The organism is Epibacterium sp. ABV4_022, from assembly GCF_056159345.1.
Window position 1 is genome coordinate 79,554 of sequence record NZ_JBSWVA010000001.1, and the last position, 23,040, is coordinate 102,593.

At 61.1% G+C, this 23,040-nt stretch carries 22 protein-coding genes; 8 read left to right on the forward strand and 14 right to left on the reverse strand.

Annotated elements, in window-relative coordinates; all coding sequences use genetic code 11:
• Window positions 1-4: 4 nt before the first annotated feature.
• From ACXAF5_RS00350 to xylB, 4 genes are read right to left on the reverse strand one after another with little or no spacing between them, the layout of a single operon-like run.
• A complete protein-coding gene (locus ACXAF5_RS00350; RefSeq protein ID WP_474945124.1) occupies window positions 5-1,312 on the reverse strand; it encodes a cytochrome-c peroxidase in 1,308 nt (435 codons plus the stop codon).
• Window positions 1,312-2,319, reverse strand: a complete 1,008-nt coding sequence (locus ACXAF5_RS00355; protein ID WP_474945125.1) for an aldose epimerase family protein — start codon at window positions 2,317-2,319, stop codon at window positions 1,312-1,314. The genes ACXAF5_RS00350 and ACXAF5_RS00355 overlap by 1 nt, the downstream gene beginning before the upstream one ends.
• Complete coding sequence (xylA, locus tag ACXAF5_RS00360) at window positions 2,320-3,630, reverse strand: xylose isomerase (RefSeq protein ID WP_474945126.1); 1,311 nt, start codon at window positions 3,628-3,630, stop codon at window positions 2,320-2,322.
• Complete coding sequence (xylB, locus tag ACXAF5_RS00365) at window positions 3,627-5,078, reverse strand: xylulokinase (RefSeq protein ID WP_474945127.1); 1,452 nt, start codon at window positions 5,076-5,078, stop codon at window positions 3,627-3,629. Before xylB ends, xylA begins: the two co-directional genes overlap by 4 nt.
• Window positions 5,079-5,342: 264 nt before the next feature.
• On the opposite strand from xylB, the gene ACXAF5_RS00370 reads away from it, so the two are divergent.
• The 6 genes from ACXAF5_RS00370 (at window position 5,343) to ACXAF5_RS00395 (ending at window position 9,248) form a co-directional block, all read left to right on the forward strand.
• Window positions 5,343-5,957: a ribonuclease D gene (locus ACXAF5_RS00370; RefSeq protein WP_474945128.1), complete on the forward strand. Its 615-nt coding sequence runs from the start codon at window positions 5,343-5,345 to the stop codon at window positions 5,955-5,957.
• Between the two features lie 61 nt (window positions 5,958-6,018).
• Entirely contained in the window at window positions 6,019-6,618 is a 600-nt protein-coding gene (gene lptC / locus ACXAF5_RS00375; protein ID WP_239322363.1) for an LPS export ABC transporter periplasmic protein LptC, read from the forward strand.
• Between the two features lie 3 nt (window positions 6,619-6,621).
• Window positions 6,622-7,119, forward strand: a complete 498-nt coding sequence (locus ACXAF5_RS00380) for an LptA/OstA family protein (protein ID WP_474945129.1) — start codon at window positions 6,622-6,624, stop codon at window positions 7,117-7,119.
• Window positions 7,119-7,877 carry an LPS export ABC transporter ATP-binding protein gene (gene lptB / locus ACXAF5_RS00385; RefSeq protein ID WP_239322361.1) on the forward strand — a complete coding sequence of 253 codons (759 nt, stop codon included), beginning with the start codon at window positions 7,119-7,121 and terminating at the stop codon, window positions 7,875-7,877. Before ACXAF5_RS00380 ends, lptB begins: the two co-directional genes overlap by 1 nt.
• 278 nt (window positions 7,878-8,155) lie before the next feature.
• Entirely contained in the window at window positions 8,156-8,719 is a 564-nt protein-coding gene (hpf, locus tag ACXAF5_RS00390) for a ribosome hibernation-promoting factor, HPF/YfiA family (protein ID WP_239322360.1), read from the forward strand.
• A gap of 64 nt (window positions 8,720-8,783) precedes the next feature.
• Entirely contained in the window at window positions 8,784-9,248 is a 465-nt protein-coding gene (locus ACXAF5_RS00395) for a PTS sugar transporter subunit IIA (protein ID WP_239322359.1), read from the forward strand.
• 133 nt (window positions 9,249-9,381) lie between these two features.
• On the opposite strand, the gene ACXAF5_RS00400 is transcribed toward ACXAF5_RS00395, so the two are convergent.
• From ACXAF5_RS00400 to cysQ, 9 genes are all read right to left on the reverse strand, one after another.
• Entirely contained in the window at window positions 9,382-10,101 is a 720-nt protein-coding gene (locus ACXAF5_RS00400; protein ID WP_474945130.1) for a hypothetical protein, read from the reverse strand.
• Window positions 10,102-10,184: 83 nt separating this feature from the next.
• Entirely contained in the window at window positions 10,185-11,612 is a 1,428-nt protein-coding gene (locus tag ACXAF5_RS00405; RefSeq protein WP_474945131.1) for a nodulation protein NodH, read from the reverse strand.
• A 6-nt stretch (window positions 11,613-11,618) separates the two neighbouring features.
• The gene (locus ACXAF5_RS00410) at window positions 11,619-13,316 is read right to left on the reverse strand and encodes a DUF5927 domain-containing protein (RefSeq protein ID WP_474945132.1); all 1,698 of its coding nucleotides are present in this window, start codon (window positions 13,314-13,316) and stop codon (window positions 11,619-11,621) included.
• Complete coding sequence (locus ACXAF5_RS00415; RefSeq protein WP_474945133.1) at window positions 13,313-14,299, reverse strand: glycosyltransferase family 2 protein; 987 nt, start codon at window positions 14,297-14,299, stop codon at window positions 13,313-13,315. The genes ACXAF5_RS00410 and ACXAF5_RS00415 overlap by 4 nt, the downstream gene beginning before the upstream one ends.
• A 167-nt stretch (window positions 14,300-14,466) precedes the next feature.
• Entirely contained in the window at window positions 14,467-15,507 is a 1,041-nt protein-coding gene (locus ACXAF5_RS00420; protein WP_474945134.1) for a glycosyltransferase family 2 protein, read from the reverse strand.
• 1 nt (window position 15,508) lies between these two features.
• Window positions 15,509-16,492, reverse strand: a complete 984-nt coding sequence (gene galE / locus ACXAF5_RS00425) for a UDP-glucose 4-epimerase GalE (protein ID WP_239322353.1) — start codon at window positions 16,490-16,492, stop codon at window positions 15,509-15,511.
• Window positions 16,493-16,597: 105 nt separating this feature from the next.
• Window positions 16,598-17,491: a UTP--glucose-1-phosphate uridylyltransferase GalU gene (galU, locus tag ACXAF5_RS00430; protein WP_474945135.1), complete on the reverse strand. Its 894-nt coding sequence runs from the start codon at window positions 17,489-17,491 to the stop codon at window positions 16,598-16,600.
• Window positions 17,492-17,669: 178 nt separating this feature from the next.
• The gene (locus ACXAF5_RS00435) at window positions 17,670-18,470 is read right to left on the reverse strand and encodes a 3-deoxy-manno-octulosonate cytidylyltransferase (RefSeq protein WP_474945136.1); all 801 of its coding nucleotides are present in this window, start codon (window positions 18,468-18,470) and stop codon (window positions 17,670-17,672) included.
• A complete protein-coding gene (cysQ, locus tag ACXAF5_RS00440; protein ID WP_474945137.1) occupies window positions 18,471-19,268 on the reverse strand; it encodes a 3'(2'),5'-bisphosphate nucleotidase CysQ in 798 nt (265 codons plus the stop codon).
• Window positions 19,269-19,388: 120 nt separating this feature from the next.
• On the opposite strand from cysQ, the gene ACXAF5_RS00445 reads away from it, so the two are divergent.
• The gene (locus tag ACXAF5_RS00445; protein ID WP_474945138.1) at window positions 19,389-20,210 is read left to right on the forward strand and encodes an ABC transporter permease; all 822 of its coding nucleotides are present in this window, start codon (window positions 19,389-19,391) and stop codon (window positions 20,208-20,210) included.
• A 14-nt stretch (window positions 20,211-20,224) separates the two neighbouring features.
• Here the strand turns inward: ACXAF5_RS00445 and ACXAF5_RS00450 are convergent, their stop codons facing one another.
• Window positions 20,225-20,827 carry an alpha-ketoglutarate-dependent dioxygenase AlkB family protein gene (locus ACXAF5_RS00450; RefSeq protein WP_474945139.1) on the reverse strand — a complete coding sequence of 201 codons (603 nt, stop codon included), beginning with the start codon at window positions 20,825-20,827 and terminating at the stop codon, window positions 20,225-20,227.
• A 207-nt stretch (window positions 20,828-21,034) separates the two neighbouring features.
• On the opposite strand from ACXAF5_RS00450, the gene dnaK reads away from it, so the two are divergent.
• Window positions 21,035-22,966, forward strand: coding sequence for a molecular chaperone DnaK (dnaK, locus tag ACXAF5_RS00455; RefSeq protein WP_474945140.1), 1,932 nt, complete (start codon window positions 21,035-21,037; stop codon window positions 22,964-22,966).
• Window positions 22,967-23,040 lie beyond the last annotated feature (74 nt).

A 23,040-nucleotide genomic window follows, 5' to 3' on the forward strand; every position in this document is an offset into this window, starting at 1 on the left:
CGATCTAGCGATCCACCGGCAGCCCGCTGGGGACCTGTTCCGGCACCCCAAGACGGCCCGCCGCGGCGACATCGTCCGTCAACGCGTGCAGGAACGCGACAATATCCGCGATGTCCGCTGGCGTGAGGCGCACCGGCGCGTAGCTGACCGCTTGTGTCAGCGCCTGGCGTTCGGATGCGGACTCGTGCACAGCCCAATCCTGTTGTCCGGACAGGTCAGGCAGGGTCGCGGCTGACCTGTCGTAATTATTCAATGATTCCCCCGGCTGCAGGTGATGCAGCACAATGCCCTCCAGCGTGGCAAAGGCACCGGAATGACCATAAGGCGCGGTCAGGTCAATGTTGCGCAAGGAGGGCGTGCGAAAGGCAAAGGCATCCTGCGCGGCGCCCGTGACGCGGATGCGGCCTTCGTCGCGATTGTGGGTTTCAAACCGCGCGGCCTTGCCCGGCCCGAGCTGCGGCACCGCCAGCGCATGAAAATCATGATCGGTCTGGAACCAGCCGGAGTGGCACTGGCTGCAATTGGCCTCGCCATAAAACAGCTCCATACCACGCAGGGCGGGCGCAGGAAGATCGCCCTGCCCCAGCATGTAGGCATCAAAGGGGCTCATATCGGCGCGCCACTCGAACCGGATGAAATCCGCCAGTACATTGCCGATGTCGGCAAAGGTGATTGGCGCGCCCTCCCCCAGCACCGCATCAAAACCAGCGCGATAGGCGGGGATGGCCTCGACACGTGCGGCGATCCGGTCCCATGCGCCGCCGGGTGTGGACAGTTGCCCCAGCCGCACCGCCTCTGCGACCTCGTTTTCCGAGTAATGCCCGGCCATTTCATCGGCAGAGAGCACCGGGAACATCGCCTGCGCGGCAAGCGCGTCGTCAAAGCCAGCAACCATATCCTCGCCCAAGGGGGTGCGGATACCGCCGGGGTGGTCGGGGTGATCCTCCAGCCGTCCATCGTGGAACATCACGGTGAATTCCGGTGCGCCAAGGTTCCACAGACCCGGCGCATTGCGCGGGATGCGCTGCTCGGGCAGATTGGCGGGATCAGCGCGGCGCTCAGGGCCAAGGCCGATACCGCCCTCGCCCAAACCCAGCGACAGACCGTCGCCAGTGCCAAAGCGCGGGTGGTGGCAGGTGGCGCAAGAGATGTTGCGATTGCCCGACAGGATCGGATCGTAGAACAACAGCTGCCCCAGCTCCACCGCCGCCATATCCGGTGCCGGAAACTGCGGGCGCGGGCCAAGGTCAGGCCGCATCTCCGCCTGTGCGGACGTAGCTCCCAGCAGGGCAAGCGCGATCATCCGGTGCATCAGATCCTCCCGAGTTCAAGACGCAGGCGTTGACGGTAGGGGTGATCCGGGGTCGCGATCACGCTGGGAAACTGCGGCAGGTTCACTGCGTTGGGAAAGCCCTGCGGCTCAAAACAGACGCCCATGGCGGGGCCGATCTGCTGTCCTGACAAAGCACCGGACTGGGGCGGCAGGGCGGCGGCGGTATAAACCTGCGCGCAGGGCTGATCGCTAACGATCCGCATTTGCAGCCCATCCGGTGCGGTCAGTGTCGCCACCGGCAATTGCGGATCACGGCAAGTGTCGAACACAAGCGCCACATCGCTGCCCCGGTGCTCCGGATCGAGGTCGGCAAAACTGCGCCCCAGACGAAGGTCATGATGGCTGCCATCCAGCGCTGCAATTTCACCGGTCGGGACATTGGCATCGTCCAACACGAGAAAGCTGCTGGCGTCCACCTGCAGCCGGTGATCGCAGATCGGCTGCCTACCGCCCATCAGGTTATAATAATTGTGCTGCGCGAGGCTGATCGGGGTCGCTGCGCTGACTTCGGCCCGCATGTCATAGACAATCGCCAGCCCCTCAAGCGTGACGGTCAGAGACACATCCACTGCACCGGGGAACCCCGCCTCCCCCTCCGGTGAGTGGTAGCGCAGGCGCGCGCTGGCATCAGAGAGCAGTTCAATCTCCCAGAACACATGAGAAAGCCCCTGTGCCCCGCCATGCAGCAGCGTATCGCCTTCATTGGCGTCGAGTTGGTAGCTCTGCCCATCGAGCGCAAAGCGCGCGTTCTTGATCCGCCCGGCCACCCGGCCCGCAATCACGCCGAGATAGCCCGGGTTGTACAGATAGGCGGCCGGGTCCTCAAACCCGAGGATCAGCGGGCGGTCGTCGTACAACAGGCGCAGATCGCGGGTTACGGCACCAAAGTTTAGCAGGCTGACGGAAAGGCCCGCGCTGTACAGCCGCGCCTCTTTCAGCATGTGGCCTTGGTGAAGGCCGTGATCCACGATCTGCGCGTTGCTCATTCAGACAAACCGGTTGATGACGTTTTCCAGATATTCCTGCCGCCCGGACCGCGGTTTCGGGTTGATGTTGTCGGCCTCGACCCGTTCTGCGATGTCGTCCAGTGACAGCTTGCCCGAGAGCATATCCTGCGCATCGTCCCGCTGCCACCCGGCGTAGCGGTCGGTGACAAACTGATCCAATGTGCCGTCCTCGATCATCGCCGCAGCGGCCTTGAACCCGCGGGCACAGATGTCCATGCCGCCGACATGCGCCATCAGCAGATCCTCCGGGTCGATGGACTGGCGGCGCAGTTTGGCATCAAAATTGGTGCCGCCCGAGGTGAAACCACCGTGTTTCAGGATGTGGTAATAGGCCAGCGCCACCTCTGGCGTGTTGTTCGGGAACTGATCGGTGTCCCAACCGGACTGGTAATCGTTGCGGTTCATGTCGATGGAGCCAAAGACGCCCAGCGCCTGTGCGGTGGCAATCTCGTGCTCGAACGAATGTCCCGCGAGGATTGCGTGGCCCTGCTCGAGGTTCAGTTTGACCTCATTTTCCAGCCCGTGGCGTTTGAGGAAGCCATAGACGGTCGCGGCGTCGTAGTCGTACTGGTGTTTGGAGGGCTCCTGCGGTTTCGGCTCCACCAGGATCGCTCCCTTGAAGCCGATCTTGTGTTTGTACTCGACCACCATGTTGAGCATCCGGCCCATCTGCTGGTCTTCTTGTGCCAAATCGGTGTTCAGCAGCGTTTCATAGCCTTCGCGCCCGCCCCAGAGTACGTAGTTTTCGCCGCCGAGACGGTGGGTTGCGTCCATGCAGGTCTTGATGGTCGCCGCCGAGAAGGCAAAGACATCCGGGTCCGGATTGGTCGACGCCCCCGACATGAACCGCGCGTTGGAAAACAGGTTGGCGGTGCCCCAGAGCAGTTTGACCCCGGTTTCTTCCTGCTTTTGCGCGAAATACTCGACGATCTCATTCAGGTTGCGGGTGTTTTCCGCAAAATTCGCCCCCTCCGGCCGCACATCGGCGTCGTGGAAACAGTAGTAGGGCGACTGCAGCAGGGTGAACATCTCAAACGCCACATCGGCCTTGAACTTGGCCGCCTCCATCGTGTCCTTGAACCACGGGCGGTCAAAGGTCTGGCCGCCAAACGGATCGCCGCCCGGCCACACAAAATTGTGCCAGTAGCAGGTGGCAAAGCGCAGATGTTCCTCCATCCGTTTGCCGAGGATCACCTCGTCGGGGTTGTAGTGGCGGAAGGCCAGCGGGTTGGTGCTGTCTGCGCCTTCATATTGGATTTTGGAAACGTCGCCAAAGAAGCCGGTGGTCATGTCATCAGTGCCTTCATGTTGGGATAGAGCGCGCGATACCGAGCGTATGAGGCGTCATAGGCCTCGGTCAGGTCGCGGCGTGGATCAATGGTGTGGGCGGTGGGCGGTGCAGTCATCACGGCGGAAATGTCCGCGCCTGTGGCGGTCATCGCCAGACGGGCGGCGCCCAATGCCGCGCCAAACTCGCCCTTGTCGGGAATGTCGAGGGACACGCCAAGGACAGTCGCAAGGGTTTCCACCCAATAGGGCGACCGGGTGCCGCCCCCCACTGCAAGCAGGCGCGTGAGGTTGGTGTCGGTGCCCTTGAGCGCCTCAAGGCAATCGCGCAGCGCAAAGGCCACGCCTTCCATCACCGCCTGTGTCAGCTCTGCCGGGCCATCGCCAATATCAAGCCCTGCAAGCGTGGCGCGAATGCGGGCATCGTTATGCGGTGTGCGCTCGCCAGAAAGATAGGGCAGGAACGTCACCGAAGAGGGTCCGGCGATCTGGTCCGGCAGCAGTCCCGCCAGCGTCGCCGGGGTCTGCCCAAGCGTGCGCGACAACCAATTGAGACAATCCGTCGCCGCCAGGATCACCCCCATCTGATACCACGTATCCGGCACCGCGTGGCAGAAGGTATGCACAGCCGAGGCCGGGTCAGGTTTATAAGCGGCTTTGGCGGCCAGGAGCACGCCGGAGGTGCCAAGGCTCACAAAGCCCTCACCCTCACGGAAACACCCGGCCCCGCAGGCGGCAACCGCGTTGTCGCCACCGCCCCCGGCGACAACCACCGCACCGTCGATGCCCCATTCATCGCGAAGCGCGTCACGCAGATCGCCGCTGGCGGCGGAGCCTTCGACCAGGTCGGGCATCTGATCCCGGCGCATACCGGACACGTCCAGCAGCTGCTCCGACCAATCCCGCGCGCCCACGTCGAGCCACGACGTCCCGGCGCTGTCTGACATGTCAGAGACATAGGCGCCGGTCAGCCAGTAGCGCAGATAATCCTTGGGGAGCAGCACCTTGGCGACCTGAGCAAAGATCTCCGGCTCATGCGCCTTGACCCAGGCCAGTTTTGGCGCGGTGAAGCCGGGAAACACGATATTGCCCGACAGATCCCGCACGCCTTCTGTGCCATCCAGCTGGGCCGCCTCGGCAGCCGAACGCGTGTCGTTCCACAGAATACAGGGGCGCAGAACCTTGCCCGCCGCATCCAGCAGCGTGGCCCCGTGCATGTGGCCGCTGAGGCCGATGCCGCGCAGCGCGGCGAGCTCGGTCGGGTGGTCCCGACGCAACGCCGCAATCGCGGTCTGGCAGGCGGTGATCCAGTCCTCCGGGTCCTGTTCGCTCCACCCGGTATGCGGGTGTGAGACCCCATAAGCTGCATCCGCCACGCCAATGACATTGCCACCCTCATCGGCCAGCAACGCGCGCAGCCCCGACGTCCCCACGTCAAGACCCAGAAACATTCGATGTCCTCCCAATCGCCCGGCGCGCACGACCGCTGGGGTCGTACACATATTTATTTCGGCGATTAAAATAAAACAGAATCTCCGCGCGCTGTCAATCGCGATAGCCGACGCGCCTGACCGCTCTGGCCTGATGCCCCCCGGCCGTGATCGCCAGACGCCAACCGGCGCCGCCTCCGCAGGGCAGCAGCGGTTGAGTTCGCATCTCAAAGCGCCTATGTCGAAGCCAGCTCGCCCGAACCAACCGCAACCAAGGATCGCCCCGTGGCCACGCATCTTTATCCGCAAGATCTTCCGGACGGCCTCGACCTTGGACCGGTTGTCGCCATTGATTGTGAAACCATGGGGCTGAACCCCCATCGGGACCGTCTTTGCGTGGTGCAAATGTCGGGCGGCGACGGCAATGCCCATATCGTGCAGATCGCAAAAGGGCAGACGTCCGCGCCAAACCTGACCCGGATGCTGGCCGACCCGAAGGTTCTGAAGCTCTTTCACTTCGGGCGCTTTGACATCGCAGCGCTTTATCATGCCTTTGGGACACTGGCGGCACCGGTCTATTGCACCAAGATCGCCAGCCGTCTGGTGCGAACCTATACGGATCGCCACGGCCTGAAGAACCTGACCCAGGATCTGTTGGGGCAGGATATTTCCAAACAGCAGCAGATGAGCGACTGGGGCGCCGAGACCCTGACCCAGGCTCAGCTGGATTATGCCGCTTCCGATGTTCTCTATCTGCACCGCTTGCGCAAGGAACTGGACAAGCGCCTGGCACGTGAAAGCCGCACGGAGATCGCTCAGGCGTGTTTTGACTTTCTGCCGGTGCGCGCGCAGCTTGATCTGGCTGGCTGGCCGGATACGGATATATTTGCCCATTCCTGACGGTGCCCGCCGCACCCCGCCGACGCCCTGATCCGCAACCCCAACACAGGAAGGACGAGCCATGGATCGCTATTCGCGCACTGTCGCCTACCTGAAGGTTGTGCTGCCGCTGGCGTCGCTCGGGCTGCTCTCCACCCTGTTTCTGATCTCGCGCGGCGTGGAAAACGAACCCGCGATCCCCTTTGCCCAGGTCGACATCGAAAACCGGCTCCGGGGACAGCAGGTGACAGCGCCTTTTTTTACCGGGACCACGGACTCGGGCCACGAAATCACCATTGCCGCCGCAAAGGCCCTGCCTGATGGCGATCAGGGCACGGCCTCTGCCACCGATCTTGAGGCCGAAATAAAGACCACGGAAGGAAACAGCATTCTGCTGCTGTCCGACTCCGGGTCGATCCGGCCCGACAAGGGGACCGCCACACTCACTGGCAACGTGCGTATCCTGACCGCAAACGGCACCCGGGTCGAAACCGACACGCTGGAAGCACTGCTGAGCGGCATCGAAGCCCGCAGCCCTGGCGCAATCACCGCCACTGGTCCTTTTGGTGACTTTTCCGCCGGTGCCATGCGGATCTTCACACAATCGAAGAACAGTCCCGTACATATAGAGTTCACGGACGGCGTGAAGCTGGTGTACGATCCTGCAAAAGTAGAAAGATAACCCGTGCGACGACTGACATTTGTTATGCTCTTTGGTTTGATGGCCCTCGGACAGGCCCCCGCCGTGATGGCGCAGGGGACCGGGGTATCCTTTGGGATCCTGCAGACGGACACGTCGCAACCTGTCGATATCACCTCCGAAAGTATGCGGGTGAACCAGGAAGACGGCTCTGCCTTGCTCACTGGCAGCGTGTTGATCATTCAGGGCGATATGCGGCTGAGCGCGGATAACGTTCTGGTCATCAGACGGGCCGAGGGCAACGGGATCAAACGGCTCGAGGCGCGTGGCAATGTCGTGCTCATCAGCGGCGAGGATGCCGCCGAAGCGCGCGAGGCCGATTACACCATCGAAAGCGGCACGGTGGTGATGCGGGGGGATGTGCTGCTGACCCAGGCCGGCAACACCCTCGGCGCAGAGACCATGACGGTCGATCTCACCACCGGCAACGCGACGCTCAGCGGCCGGGTCCGGACCACCCTCGGCGGCGGCAGCGATAACTGATGACCCATCCCAATCTGACAGTCACCACCGGGTCGTCGGGGCTGCGCGTCAACAAGATGCGCAAGAGCTACCGCAAGAAAGTCGTCATCCGCGATGTCTCAATGGAGCTCAACCGGGGCGAGGTCGTCGCGCTGCTGGGGCCAAACGGATCGGGCAAAACCACGAGTTTCTACACGATTGCCGGGCTGGTGTTTCCCGAGGCCGGCAGCGTCACCATCGACGGGCAGACCGTGACCTCGCTGCCGATGTACCGGCGCGCGCGCTTGGGGATCGGATACCTGCCGCAGGAAATGTCGATCTTTCGGGGGCTCTCGGTCGAGGACAATATTTCCGCGGTGCTGGATATTGCGGTTCGCCACGAACACAAACGGCGCGAACGCCTGGAGGAGCTGCTGTCCGATTTCTCGATCGAACATTTGCGCCGCGCCCCGGCTCTGGCGCTCTCTGGTGGGGAGCGTCGCCGGGTGGAAATCGCCCGTTGCCTGGCGGCAGATCCGAAATACCTGCTGCTTGACGAACCCTTTGCCGGGGTTGATCCGATTTCGGTCGGCGACATCCGCAATCTCGTTGCCGAGTTGAAAACGCGGGGCATCGGCGTGCTCATCACCGATCACAACGTGCGCGAGACCCTGGAAATCGTTGATCGCGCCTACATCCTGCACGACGGTCAGGTGCTGATGTCCGGCACCCCGGAAGAGGTCGTTGAAAATGAAAACGTCCGCCGCGTGTACCTTGGCGATAACTTTCGGATTTCCTAAACACCCCTGACGCAAGATATTCCGGCAAAGGCTCGCCGACTGGTTGTTTCAACCAACGCGATGCACGTGGAATTGCATTGACTCCGTGCCGGGTTTGTCATCGAATTGTGTCATGGCAAACATGCGTCCCGATGCAGTCCCTCCTTTGACCCTGTGCTCAGGGTCCGGCGGGCTGCACGCTGCAGGGTTTGCCCATCCTTCCTGGCGATCCTGACACCGACACCACAGCCCTGCTGTGTCCATTGGTGCGGGCCCAGGCAACACAAAAAGGAGATCACATGCGTTACAAAGTCAGCGGAAAACAGATCGACATCGGCGAATCTCTGCAAACCCACGTGGAGACGGAACTGAGTGCGATCCTGGAGAAATACGCAGGCCGACCGACCGATGCACAGGTCGTCTTCTCCCGCAGTGCGCATGAATATGTCTGCGAAGCAATCGTCCACCTGTCCACCGGGCTGACATGCCAAGCCAAGGCCCATGCCACTGAAATCTACGCCTCTTTCGAGGCCTGCCTGGAAAAAATGGACAAGCAGCTGCGGCGCTATAAGCGTCGTCTGAAGGACCATCACCGGGATCGGGCCGAACCGGTTGAACTTATGGGAGCCAGCTCGTATATCCTCGCCTCTGAACAAGCGGAGTCCGCCGACGAGCCGGACTCACTGCAACCGATTATCGTCGCCGAGATGGAGACCAAGATTCCCTCCTTGTCTGTTGGCGAGGCGGTGATGCAGATGGAACTGGCTGGCTCACCCGTGCTGGTCTTCCGCAATGAAGGCAAGGACGGGCTGAACGTGGTGTATCGGCGTGAAGATGGCAACATCGGCTGGATCGATCCCTGATCGAGAACTGAATGACCAGAGGGGGCCGGCAACAGGCCCCTTCGCCCTGAGTGGAGCAGAGGCAATGCAGATTTCCAACATCCTCACGCAGGAGGCCGTCCGGGTCATTGGTGCGGCATCGAGCAAGAAACGCCTGTTTCAGGAAATCGCAGAAGTCGGCCAGGCCGCCTACAACCTGGATGCGCAGGCCACCGTCGAAGCCCTGCTCGACCGCGAAAGCCTCGGCCCCACCGGTGTGGGCCATGGGGTCGCCCTGCCCCACGCACGGCTGAGCGACGTGGATCGCGTCGTGGGGGTGTTTGTCTCGCTGGAAAAGCCACTTGATTTTGGCGCCGTGGACCGTCAGCCGGTCGACATCGTCTTTGCGCTGTTTGCACCTGTGGACGCGGGGGTCGAGCACCTCAAGGCGCTTGCGCTTGTCTCCCGCACCCTGCGTGAACAGAGCTTCTGCACCAAGCTGCGGGCCAACCCCGACCCGGCCACGCTGCACACCATCCTCACCGAGAGCCAGTCGGTGCAGGCCGCCTGAGCACCGCAGCGGCATCGGACTGACAGGACACTCCTGATCTGCAGCCCCCCCCCTGTGGCAGGCGCCCTGTGACCTGCGACCACATCGCGGAGCGCTCCCCATGCACGCAAAGGGAGCGCATGCGCCGAGAGCCTCAGATACCGTAGGCCTTGCGCACAAATCCTGCGCCGAATTCCTGCCCCATCAATCGGTCGCAAATCCCGCGCATCAGTTTGAAACTGTCTGCGCGCAGGGTCTTCTCGCCATCCTTCAGGGCTTTGTCGGTCACCGTCGCATCCTTCTTCACGTAATGCGCAACCAGCGCCTTGTTGGCGTGGTGACCGATATTGTAGTCGTTCCGCGGCCCGTATTTCTTGACGGCCTCGGCGATCTTATTTTTCTTGTGAACCAGGATGTAGGTGTCCAGGAACGGCTCGTCATGGGTCGCCTTCAGCAATGCCGACAGGGCGTTGGTCAGCTTGCTGTCCTTCAGGATCATGTCCACCGTCGGCTTGTCGGACAACTTGCTCATCTTGCTTTCGAACGCATGCCGCTTGAGCAGATCGCTATGTTTGTCATCCGCGACCTTGAGGTAGTTGTCCAACCCCGCAATGGTTCCCTTGTGATCGCCGATCTGCTTCTTGCAGACCTTGATCGCCGCCATGATCTTCAGCTTGAGCTTGCCCACGACCATGATCGCATGTTCGACATCCTTGAGGATCGCCGCAAATGTCCCCACCGAATAATTGGCCTTGGCAATGTGTTTCTGCCAGTCATCCAACGCCGCGCCCACACCAAGCCCCTTGAGGAACAGGGGCCGGTTGTCCTGCCACTCCTTGCGGGTCATCTTCTTTGGTTTGAATGATTTGTCCATTGTCTGTCCCCATTGCAGTCTGCAGGAATGATACGATCCCGCGCGCCTGTTCCGACGCTAAAACCACAGAAAATTCGAACAGATCAGGCCCAGTCGCCAAACCCCAGCGTCATGTAATCCCGGGCATAGATCGAACGGCTCAGGGACTCGAGCTCGGCGTCGTAAATGTCCTGCAGGCTGTAGGGGTGGTCCGCCGCAACCCGTGGCACCGGCCCCGGCGACAGGCGCCCCAGCTTTCTGGCCAACCAGGGCAGATCATCGGCCATCTCGTGATCGCGGACGATCAGATCCGGCGAACCGAGCTCGGAAAAACCAGCGATCACCTGTGTCTGGCTGGCCCAGCGCGCATCCACGCGGATCGCGGTTTGCCCTGCCAGGTTCGCCTTCAGAAACAACAGGAACTGCTCGAATGCGGCCCGATGATCATCCCGCGTGTAGGTGTCATCCGGGTCTGTCGCCGGAATCTGCAGGTCAAACCGACGGCGCAGGGTCTTGCGGATCTGTCCCAGACTGTCAGCGCCGGTGCTGAGGATGCTGCGGCAGAATATCGAATGCGCCCGCGCCAGAGGGTGCCGCACCACGGTAAAGCTCCGGTGCGCCGGATTGTGCTTGCGCCATTGCCGCAACTGCTTCTGGCTCATTCCAGAGATCAGCCCATCGGGTTCGACCTTGTCCAACGCGCCGATCCAGCGGGTGACATCGGCCTCCACCCCGCATTTGATCGGCATATAGAGGATTGGCGTCACCACCCCCGCCACATAGCCCGGCACCGCCGGACCACGCCGGGGTTCGAAATTCGGCGTCCGGGTCAGATTGAACCGATCCAGCCCGGCCACGGCCTCCATCATCTCCTCCGGATTGCTGACCTTTGACACCACCGGCGCCGGGTTCTGACGCTTCAGACGCTCGTCCAGCGCCTCCAACCGGGCCGACGTGCCCAGCCATGCCGCAAGGCCGTTCATCACGTCGAGATCCTGAAGATCCTCATAGGCAATGTAGAATGCGGTCTGCCCGCTCCGCTGCAGGCGATTCAGGATGGTGACCTGAAACTCCTGGACCGCCTCCACATAGGCGCCGAATTCCGCGCCATCAAATTCGGCTTTGGCGTCCTTGCGACGGGCAACGTTGGTCAGCTTCCACTGACCGGTGCTCCGCGCGATCTTGAGCGACACATAGCTGTCGAGCGGGTTGCGGGTGAGGACAATCTTGGCGATCCGGGGATCGTCCAGAATGCAATCCAGCACCCGGGGATCATGATCGTGAAAATAGCGAAATCCGCCGAGCACGCCCGGCTGGGATCGGATCGCCGTCAGCACCTGCATCGGGTCGCTATCGCGCACATGTTGGGACACCCCCAGAATGTCATCCTTGTTCGGATAGCCGATGAAATGCGGATTGAATGCTTCCCCATGGCAGGTAACACCCTCCAGCGCATTGAGGTTGGCCTCGAGGAAATTCGATCCCGTGCGCATGTCTGCAAGCACGACAAAGGAGTGGAAGGCACCAGTCATCGGACCTCACTTCACCAGATAGGGTTTGCGGCGCGGGGGCGCACTCTGCTGCGCAAGGCTCTGAACCGGGAAGTCTCCCATGAGATAGGGATGCATGCCCTGGTTTTTCAGGTTTTGCAGGAACTGACCAAACCCGCTCAGGTCAACCAGGCGCGGCGCGGCGCTGAGATGGCCGCCGGTCGATCCGATTTCATCAACAACTGTCTGCAGGTTTTCCATCGGCGCCTCGATGAATTCCGCCATCGACCAGATGCGGATACGCGCCTTGGCCCAGTGCGACCGCAGGATCTTCAGATGCTCCGACTCGATCCGCTGCAACCGGGCGGCCTCCCGCCTCAGGTCGGCAAAGTTCCGGTTGGACTTGAACAAGGGCACCGCCCACGCGCCCGAGATCACCGAAATCTGCGCGTTGGTATCCCGCGCCATGAACCAATTCGCCTGCTGGGTGTCGCCCGGACCAAACTGAAAGCACTGCCGCTCGCCGCGGGTGTTCCAGATCAGATTGCTCAGATAGCTCTCGGGATCGTAGTCGCGCAGCGCCGCCGTATCGCTGAGGCAGCCATTTATCAACTCCTGCCCGCCCGCGAGTTCGGCCCGCCCGGGCGCAAACACATGGCCATGCACCCTGGCCCCCGTGGCACGCGCCAACCAGGTTTCGAAATCCTCGAACAATTCGGTAAACCCTTGCAGCACCGAATACGGCCCCGACGTGAGGCCGTTTTCCTCGCCGTGCCGGGGATAGCGGCTTTGCATATAGAGCCCCTTGCGCCCCCGGGTGCGACGTTCGACCGCTTTGGCGAAAATGCGGTCGATCTTGCCCGGATTGGGTTCTTTCCGCGTGCCAGCGCCAGCCCCATCCGTCAGAAACGCCTGATAGAGCCGTTCCGCATGTGGCCAGATCTTACGCGCCACAAAACAGTCCGATCGACGCAGAAGCTGCAAATGGTCATCGTAGAAAATATGCGGTTTGCCCTGGTAGTCGAACTTCGACAACGTCAGCGAGCGGCTCTCGATCTGATCGGAATAGAGCCGCGCGAGTGTCTGATAGTAGCTCTCGTCAGGGATCCACACATGCCGGAAATAGGCATCATGCCGGGGCCGCTCCGGATCCTCCAGGATCGCCGACAGGGTTCTGCGTGTCAGGCACCACCATTGGCTGCCCATATGCGGCACCAGCCCCGCCGGTATACGACGGCGCAGCTTGAACCGGCGCTGCAGCGCGACATAGGCGTCAAACAGCTTGCGGTGCCGGCGCCAGGAAAACGGAAACCTGAGGGTAAACCGTTCCGCACTGAGCCCACCCACGATCCACGGCACATCCGCAGTGGTGGCGCTTTCGATGAAATCCGTGGCCGGGCGTGCATCGAGATAGTCGATCAATTCCTGCACGGGCCGCAGCGGCAGGCACGACCCGGACGCCAGAAAGACATGACGCACCTCCGCAAACTCCGACAACATGTATTCCGAGGCAGCTTGGGATGCGGCAACGATGCCCCAGGTTCCCCATTCGCAGCGGTGGCGCCGGCTGAACCGGATCAGCGGATCGTCGGCAAGCGCCCCGCGGAACGCCTGAAAGGTCTTGCGCGGGACATTGCGATCCACATGCAGCACGACCGGACACCCGGCGGCGGTCCAGTGGCGCGCCACCTGTTCGGCGCGCTCCAGTGCCGTATGCACAAGCATCACGATGCCGACAGTGCTCATGCCCAGTTCCCCTTGGACATCAGCCCCATGATCTCCAGCTGGCGCCAGTTGATATATTTCTCGCTCCACTTGCACCAAAGCTCGGGGCGATCCTTGAGCGAATTGGCATAGGCCGTGTATTCGACCGACCTGCCGTAGTGTTGCCGCCGCTTGATCTCCTCCGCGGCCTTTTCGCCGAAGGTATCGAGAAACTTGGTATGCAGGAGTATTCCGCTCGCCTTCTCGCCACCATTGGTTTCATAGACCTGGTTCAACCCGCGCGGCAGCAGCATGTGCGTTGAGCTCACAAAAGCATATTTGCGATGCCATTTCACCAGCGGGATCTTGTTCAGCGCTGGGGCGAGCTTTGGCTTGTCGGCAAAAAACACCCGTGCGCGCGGACCACCCTGTATCCACAGGTTGCCGTAGCGATTGTTCCGCTTGATCGTGTAGTTGCCACCATCGAACCAATGCGCGATCTCCAGCGGATCCTGTCCCGCCTGATAGGGCACCTCGTCGATCCGGCCCTTGGGATACATATCCAGCAACATCGCCGCAAAGCTGCGGATCTGCGATGTATCAAGCCAATCCGTCAGCGCGCGGATCGGGCGCGTATCGCAGAACGGGTAGATAAAGAACTCATCCGGATCAACAACCAGGGACCAATGGCCGTGCGCGTAGCGCCGCAGCAGGTAGTTGATCCAGTCGACGCCATAGGTTGCGCGTTTGTAGCTGCCGCGCGTGTGCCACACCGAGACATCCGGCATATCAGACAGATACCCCTGCAGCCCGTCAGTCGAGTCATTGTCGACAAACAGAAAGTGATTGACCCCCAGGCTGCGGTAATACTGCAGGAAATAGGGCAGGCGGATTTGCTCGTTCCGGACCGTTGTCGCGAGCAGGATGTCACCGGGGCAGATCCGGTGGGTATTGTCCTGCATGCAGCGCAACTCTCGCGACTTTCGCAAGGCGCGCAGGACCCGACGCTTGCGCCTGATCCGCATCTGGTAGGAATCCCAAAGCCCCAAATAACTGCCCTCAAGTTTCAGGATCGGCCCCACGACCCTGGCACAGGCTTAATGCGCCCGCACAGATGCAGGCAATATGTCATGTCCACATTATGGAAACAATGCGTTTAGAAATGGTTACATAGTCGACGAACCGATCGGCATCACCAGGCAATGCGGCCGCACAACCCCAGATCCACCAGCTGCTCCGGTCCCTGATACCGAAGCGCACTCGGATGCCACAGATCCGGGTATTTTTGAATTTCGTTATAATAGTCATCAAAGAGGTCGGGCATGTGAAAATGCTGGCGGCGCCCCTGTTCAATCCCGGACTTCTGCACGACCTCCGGCAGGAACTTGGTATGCAACAACACGCCGGACGGTTCGGGCGCACCTGGACCGCCGTAGAGCATGTTCAAATGGCGTGGCAGCAGAGCATGGGTGGAATTGGTATAGGCGTACCGCCGGTTCCAATGGATCAGGGGGATCTTGTTCAGCGTTGGCGCACGATCCGGGCTCTGCGCAAAAAAGACCCGGTCCCGCGTACCGCCCTGTACCCACAAATTGCCCCGCGGAGCCTGCCGCCGAGACCGGAAGGGACCGGGATCAAACCAGTTCAGCAGGCGGGTCGGATCCTGCCCGGGCGCGTAGGTTTGACGCCCCAGCGGTCCCTTGGGAAACAGGTCCAGCAGCAACGCACCAAATCCAATCTGCCCCCGGCGCTCCAGACGGGTCGCCAAAGCCCGCAGATCATGGGTCTCGATCCCGTCATAGGTCAGCAATTCGTCCGCATCGACGGTCAGGCACCATTTGTCATGGCCGTAGCGCATCAACAGCCAACCGGCCCAATCCACGCCAAAACGGCTGTCGCGATAGCTGTCAGACGTCTGCCAGATCGAGATATCGCCCGTGCCGGCCTGTTGCCGCACATAATCGCTGCTGCCATCCGTGCTATTGTTGTCGACGATCAGGAAATGGCCCGCGCCCAGATCCCGATAATACTGCAGGAAATGCGGGAGACGCTGGTGCTCGTTGCGCAGCACCACCACGACAAGAACATCCCCCGGCTTGATATTCCGCGTATTGTTGACAACCTGTTGCAAGCGATGTCGCGCCCGCAGCGCGCGCCACAGACAGCGCCGCCGCTTCCAGCGCAGCCGATAGGCCGCGCCTGCCGAGATGCGGGGCAGCGCATCAGCTGACACGTCAGCGCTCGTAGGCGCCAGTCTGGTGCCAGCGCCAGGCGTCCGCAATCATCTGGTCGAGCGAAGAGCGGACCGGCTCCCAGCCCAGCTCTTCGCCGGCGCGACGCGACCCTGAGACCAGCTTGGTGCAGTCACCGGCACGCCGCGCGCCGATGGTGTAGGGGACATCCGTATTGGTCACCGCCCGCGAATGCTCGATCACCTCCATCACCGAAAACCCGGTGCCGGTCCCGAGATTGAAGACACGGCTGCCCTTGCCCTCCTGCAACCACTTCAACCCAAGAACATGCGCATCCACCAGATCGCAGACATGCACATAGTCGCGAATGCAGGTGCCATCAGGCGTCTCGTAGTCGGTTCCAAACACGGTGAGCGCATCACGCTCGCCGCGGATCGCCTGGATCATCAGCGGGATCAGGTGGGTTTCAGGCTGGTGACATTCCCCCACCTCCGCTTCGGGATCGGCGCCGGCCACGTTGAAATACCGGAAAATGACCGCGCGCAGACCATGCGCAGCTTCGAAATCCTTCAGGATGTCCTCAACCGCGCGCTTGGAGGCCCCATAGGCGTTGAGCGGCTGCTGGGGTGTATGTTCATCCAGCACCACATTGTCATGCTCCCCATAGGTCGCACAGGTCGAAGAGAACACAAAATCGAGGCAGCCCGCAGCCACCGCAGCTTCGATCAGGCACAGTGAGCCGCCCACATTGTTGGCCCAATAGCGACCAGGCTGGCTCATCGCTTCGCCGACCTGGCTGAGAGCGGCAAAATGCATCACGGCAACGGGCTCGTATTTTTCAAACACAGCATCAAGGCGCGCCCTGTCGGTCAGCTCCCCGTGCTCGAAAGGCCCGAACTTCACCGCATCCTGCCATCCGGTGACCAGATTGTCATAAGTGACCGGCGTATATCCCGCCCGCTTTAGCGCCTTGCAGGCGTGTGATCCGATATAACCGGCGCCGCCGGTCACGAGTACATTGGTCACGGTGCTTCCCCAGGTTCGGTTTTGCAAGTGAGAGTGGACTGCTCACCGGGAGTGAAGCAACTCCCTGCTATCGGAGCAACCTCAATCCCACGTGACGCTGGCGGATTATTCCGCCGCACGTGTGACCTGTGCCACGTCCTGGATATAGTCCATCAGATCGTCCCGAAGATCCGGCCGCGCCAGGGCGAAAGCGACGGTGGCCTGCAGGAACCCGGCCTTGGAGCCGCAGTCAAACCGCTGGCCTTTGAACCGGTAGCCGTAGACGGGCACATCTGCGGCGATGTCTTCCGCGATCGCATCGGTCAGCTGGATCTCGCCGCCCGCCCCTTGCTTGCGCTGGTTGAGGTTACGCAGCACCGAAGGGGACAGAATGTAGCGGCCGATCACCGCGAGGTTCGAGGGCGCATCCTCTGCCTTTGGTTTTTCGACCATCCCGTTGGCTGAAATCACCGCGCCCTTGTCCTCTTTCACATCGAGCACACCATAAGAGGAGGTCTTCTCGGGCGCGACTTCCATGGCCGCCACCATATTGCCTCCGGTTTCCTCATAGGCTTCGACCATCTGTTGCAGGCAGGGCTTGTCCGCCGCGATCACGTCGTCGGGCAGCATGACCGCAAAGGGTTCATTGCCGATCAACCGGCGCGCGCACCACACGGCGTGACCAAGGCCTAGGGCCTTGTGTTGCCGGATATAGGCGACCTCCCCGGAATCCATATTGGTGTTCTTCAACACCGAGAGCAGCTCGTCCTTGCCCTTTTTGCGCAGCTCCTGCTCCAGCACCGGCGCGTGATCGAAGTAATCCTCCAGCGCGCCCTTGCCGCGCGAGGTGACAAAGATGAATTCCTTGATGCCCGCCGCGCGCGCCTCGTCGATGGCGTATTGCACCAGCGGCCGGTCGACCAGGGTCATGATTTCCTTGGGCACGGATTTGGTGGCCGGCAGAAACCGGGTCCCGAGACCCGCAACCGGAAAAATGGCTTTGGTTACCTTTTTACGCATTTGTTCATACTCTATTGCTTGGGACGTCTCGTGCTGCATGGCACCGGTCTCTGGAAACGCGGGTCAAAGAGATCGTCTGTTTGGATCGGTTTGCGGCTGAGCGGATATTCGCCCCAACCTCCCCGGTCATCGTGCCGAGTTCTGCAGAAACAAACAGCACAAATCCGGCAGAATTCGCCTAGTCGAGGTTCATTGCACGCATCATGGTCTCTATTTTCGGCACATCCTCCGGATTGTTCAATTCCCAGAACTCCCGCCCCCGCGCTTCGACCTCGACACAGAGGATGCGTCGGCCATTCTCCAGAAACCGCAGTTGCTCCAATCCTTCAAGGGTTTCCAGCGGCCCCACCGACCAGGACGGATAACTGCGCAGCGCCTCCGGGCGATAGGCATAGACCCCGACATGATGGAACACCGGTGTCGCATCCGCGTCCGCGTAGTTGCTGGAGGTGTAGGGGATCACCTCCTTGGAAAAATACAGGGCGCTCTGATCGCTTGCAAAGACGGCGGTGGTCCCGCCGACGCGTCCCGCCTTGCGATCCGCCAGCAGGCTGTTCAGCGCAGAACCGTCACAACGCAGGACCGGTGTCGCCAGTCCCATATCCGGCGCGGTGCGTAACCCGGCGACCAGGTCCTCTATAAACCAATGCGGTGTCAAAGGGGCATCCCCCTGCAAATTCACCACGATCTCGTACCCACCGCCAAGCGCCGCATGTGCTTCGGCACAGCGCTCGGTGCCGTTGGCGCACTCTGGCGCGGTCATTACGACCTCCGCGCCAAAGCTTTCTGCGTGTTGTCTGATCCTGTCGTCATCGGTCGCCACAACCACGCGGTCAACGCCGGCCACCCCTTGCGCCGCCCGCCAGGAGCGTTCGATCAGCGTCCGTTTTTGCCCGGTCGCCCCTGTCAGCTCTGCCAGCGGCTTGCCGGGATACCGCGTCGATGCGTAGCGTGCCGGAATAACGATCAGAACCGACATTCAGGCCTCTTTCAGCTCAACGGCGGGCGCATAGGCGATAAAGAATGGGTTTGCATACCCCTCCTTGCCGTAGACCAGCGGGCTGTGATCATCAAAGCGGACCACCTTGCCGCCCGCACCGCTGAGGACGGCGTGTCCCGCTGCGGTATCCCATTCCATGGTGCGCCCCACGCGGGGATATAGATCCGCCTCTCCGGTTGCGATCAGACAGAACTTCAGCGACGATCCCGCGCTTTTCATGTCCTTGACGTTGTATTTGTTGATGTAGTCGTCAGTGGCTTGGTCCCGGTGCGATTTCGACGCCACCACCATCAGCGCCGCATTGTCGCTGTCCGCCACACGGAGAGGGGATGTTTCCCCTGCCACATCCTGTGCAAAGGGGCCTTTTTCCTCGACCGATTTGCCATCGGCAAGCGTGTAGAACATCCGCGCGCGCGCCGGAGCATAGACCACCCCGCGCGTCGGGACGCCAGCTTCGACATAGGCGATGTTGACGGTGAAATCACCGCGACGGTTGATGAATTCCTTGGTCCCGTCCAGCGGATCGACGATCAGGAAGGTATCGCCCTTGGCGCTGTGCGACTCGGCCTGCTCTTCCGTCACCAGCATCACACCGGGAAAGGCGGCGCGCAGCCCGGCGGAAATCAGGGCATCTGCCGCTTCATCCGCTTCGGTCACCGGACTGTCGTCGGATTTGACTTTCACGTCGAAGTCATCGGCGTTGTAGATCTCCATGATCTTGTCCCCGGCCTCCAGCGCAAGGCGCCGCATCACCACGACCAGTTCGTCATAATTCACTGCAAAAACTCCCAAAGACCCACAAGTTGCCACAAAGATTTGCGTTCCTTATGCTCGCATCGCAATGGATCGGCAAGAAATCCGTGCAACAATAAGCAACGCACTGCTGAAATTGAGGCCATGTTCCAGTATCGCAAAGATAGATCCGCGCTGTCCCGCGCCATAACCCTGGGTGAAGTCGTCTTCCACTCGGTGGTGCGCAGTGTGCGGTCAAAGCACAACAACGCCTTCATGGCGTTGGCGCTGAACATCGTGCAGGCAGTGATGTTTGTGATGTTCTTCTATTTCATGTTCTCCGTGCTTGGCATGCGTGGTGGCGCCATCCGGGGTGATTTCCTGCTTTATATGATGTCGGGCGTGTTCCTGTTCATGACCCACACAAAGACCGTCGGGGCGGTGGTGGGTGCTGAGGGCGCGTCCAGCCCGATGATGCAGCATGCGCCGATGAACACCACCATCGCCATCCTGTCGGCGGCCATCGGCGCGCTCTATCTGCAGGTGCTCTCGATGCTGATCATCCTGTTTGCCTATCACGTGGCCTTCACCCCGATCCATATTGAGGAGCCCATTCCCGCCTTTGGAATGCTGCTTCTAGCCTGGGCCTCCGGCGCGGCGATCGGACTGGTGCTCTATGTATTGAAACCCTGGCTGCCGGGCGCGATCGGGATCATCTCGACGATCTACCAGAGGTCAAACATGCTGTTCTCGGGCAAGATGGTGCTGGCCAACTCCCTGCCCGGGTACATGCTGCCGATGTTCATCTGGAACCCGCTGTTTCACACCATCGACCAGGCGCGCGGCTATATCTTCATCAACTACAACCCCCATGTCACCTGGTGGGAATACGCCGCATGGCTGGCGCTCATCTTCTTTGTGCTGGGTCTCATGGGGGAATTCTACACCCGCCGCGCCGTCTCTCTCAGCTGGAGTGCACGGCGCTGATGCAGCGCCCGCCTTCAGGTGACGACCCGCAGCGTGAGGTTCACCCGACCGCCTTTTGGCAACAATCGAGAAGAGCGGAATCGGATGCGATCAACCCCGTGATAGGCAAGGCGCGCATCACCGCCCATCACCACCACATCACCTGAGTTCAGCCAGATCGATTCCGTCTTTTCCTTGCGCACAGTACCACCCATGCGCAGCAGCCCGTCATCTCCCAGGGAAATCGACACCACGGGATAGGAGAAATCAGCCTCGTCCTTGTCCTGGTGCAATCCCATGCGCGCGCCCTCGCCGTAGTAGTTGAACAGACAGCAATCCGGCATGCGGTCCCGGTCCACCAGATCCGTCCACACCTTCAGCACATCGGAGGGAATGTCTGGCCAAGCCTGTCCGGACGGATGCTGTTCGATATAGCGGTATCCGCTCTTGTCGCTGTACCATCCGAACCGACCCGCCGAGGTCATGCGCACCGACATCTGTCCGCCCCCGGGCACATCGGGCGAAAACAGGGGCGCGGCGCGCAACACCGGGCGCAGGGCATGAATCAGCGCCTGCTGCGCCTCCACCGACAGAAATCCCTTGTGAATCTCGAATCCGCGCACCTTCAGCCGTGCCATTTACCCAATCTTTACTCTGTTTGCCGCAAAAGCGCTCAGAATTGCCTATGACGGGGCAATGACGCGGTTGCAGGGGTGATTTTCGCTCCCTATATACGCCGGGAAGCGGTTGGATGCAGATCCTACCGCAACTGAATCGGGGCCGGAATGCCAAAACGGGTTTCGGCTTCGGGTAATCGCCTTGTGAAGTAAAAGGGATCGAACACAATGAGCAAAGTGATCGGGATCGACCTCGGTACCACCAACTCCTGCGTTGCCATCATGGACGGCTCTCAGCCGCGTGTGATTGAGAACGCAGAAGGTGCACGCACCACCCCTTCCATCGTCGCCTTCACCGATGAAGAGCGCCTTGTTGGCCAGCCGGCAAAACGCCAGGCCGTGACCAACCCGGACAACACCATTTTTGGTGTGAAGCGCCTCATCGGTCGCCGGTTCGACGACAGTGACCTCGCCAAGGACAAGAAGAACCTGCCCTTCGCCGTGATCGACGGCGGCAATGGCGACGCCTGGGTGGAAGCCAAGACCGAGAAATACTCCCCCTCCCAGATTTCCGCCTTCATCCTCGGCAAGATGAAGGAAACCGCCGAAAGCTATCTCGGCGATGAAGTGACCCAGGCGGTCATTACCGTTCCGGCCTACTTCAACGACGCTCAGCGTCAGGCCACCAAGGACGCCGGCAAGATTGCGGGCCTCGAAGTGCTGCGCATCATCAACGAGCCGACCGCGGCTGCGCTGGCCTATGGCCTCGACAAGGCCGACACCCAGACCATCGCGGTCTATGACCTTGGTGGTGGTACCTTCGACGTCACCATCCTCGAAATCGACGACGGCCTGTTCGAAGTGAAATCCACCAACGGGGACACCTTCCTCGGCGGTGAAGACTTCGACATGCGCATCGTGAACTACCTCGCGGATGAGTTCAAAAAAGAGCATGGCGTCGATCTCACCAAGGACAAGATGGCGCTACAGCGCCTGAAAGAGGCCGCCGAGAAAGCCAAGATCGAGCTGTCCTCCTCCAGCCAGACCGAGATCAACCAGCCGTTCATCTCGATGGATTCGTCCACCGGCCAGCCGCTCCACATGGTGATGAAGCTGACCCGTGCGAAGCTGGAGACCCTCGTTGGCGACCTGATCAAGAACTCGATGAAGCCCTGCCAGGCCGCGCTGAAGGATGCCGGTCTCTCCGCATCGGACATCGACGAGGTGGTTCTGGTCGGCGGTATGACCCGCATGCCCAAGGTCATCGAAGAGGTGACCAAATTCTTCGGCAAGGAGCCGCACAAGGGTGTGAACCCTGATGAGGTGGTTGCCATGGGTGCCGCCATTCAGGCCGGCGTTCTGCAAGGTGACGTGAAGGACGTTGTCCTGCTCGACGTGACCCCGCTGTCCCTGGGCATTGAAACCCTGGGTGGCGTGTTCACACGCCTGATCGACCGCAACACCACTATCCCGACGAAGAAGTCCCAGGTCTTCTCCACCGCCGAGGACAACCAGAACGCCGTGACCATTCGCGTGTTCCAGGGTGAGCGCGAGATGGCATCGGACAACAAGATGCTTGGTCAGTTCAACCTCGAGGACATCCCGCCGGCGCCGCGCGGCATGCCGCAGATCGAAGTGACCTTCGACATCGACGCCAACGGCATCGTGTCCGTGTCCGCCAAGGACAAAGGCACCGGCAAGGAACAGAAGATCACCATCCAGGCTTCCGGCGGCCTGTCGGACGATGACATCGAAAAGATGGTCAAGGACGCCGAGGACAACGCCGAGGCGGACAAGGAACGCCGCGAGCTGATCGAGGCGCGCAATCAGGCCGAAAGCCTGATCCACTCGACCGAGAAATCGATCGAGGATCACGGCGACAAGGTGGACCCGTCCACCATCGAGGCGATCGAACTGGCAATCGCCGCGCTCAAGGACGACCTCGAGGGCGACAAGGCCAACGCCGAAAAGATCAAATCCGGCATTCAGAACGTCACCGAAGCGGCGATGCGTCTGGGTGAAGCGATCTACAAGGCGCAGGCCGACGAAGGTGGCGAGGCGGAAGACCCTGCCGCTGCCGCCGATGAAGCGGCCGCAGGCCCCGGCGATGATGACATCGTCGATGCCGAGTTCGAGGATCTGGACGACAACAAGCGCTAAGGCTGCACCTTGGCCAAAGGTGGGCCGGTCCGATCCCGGACCGGCCCTCTTTCGTTGAGGCAGAAGGGATTTTC